Annotated in this window: 1 pseudogene; it reads right to left on the minus strand. The window is 72.2% G+C overall.

Annotated features, from left to right (window positions below):
* Positions 1-31: 31 nt before the first annotated feature.
* Positions 32-237: pseudogene (locus KUM49_RS47380) on the minus strand (hypothetical protein); the annotation flags it as partial.

The following is a 237-nucleotide window of genomic DNA, read 5'->3' on the forward strand; positions in this document are numbered from 1 at the left end:
CAACGGCGCCGTGCTGGGTGCGGCCGCTGGCCTAATGGGTGGCGGACCAGGCTTGTGTGGTGTGGTGGATCCAGCGCTGGATGGTGGTGTTGATGCTGTCGGGCAGGGCGCTGAGCTGGTCGATGGCTTCCCGGTCCGCGAACTGGGGCGGGACGCCGGCCGTGGTGAGGGCGGCGTGCAGGTCCAGCCGCCTTCGGTCGCGCGGGCCGATCGCGATGTCGAGGCGCCGGGCGGGAT

This window comes from Streptomyces sp. AC555_RSS877, from assembly GCF_019049245.1.
GTDB lineage: Bacteria > Actinomycetota > Actinomycetes > Streptomycetales > Streptomycetaceae > Streptomyces.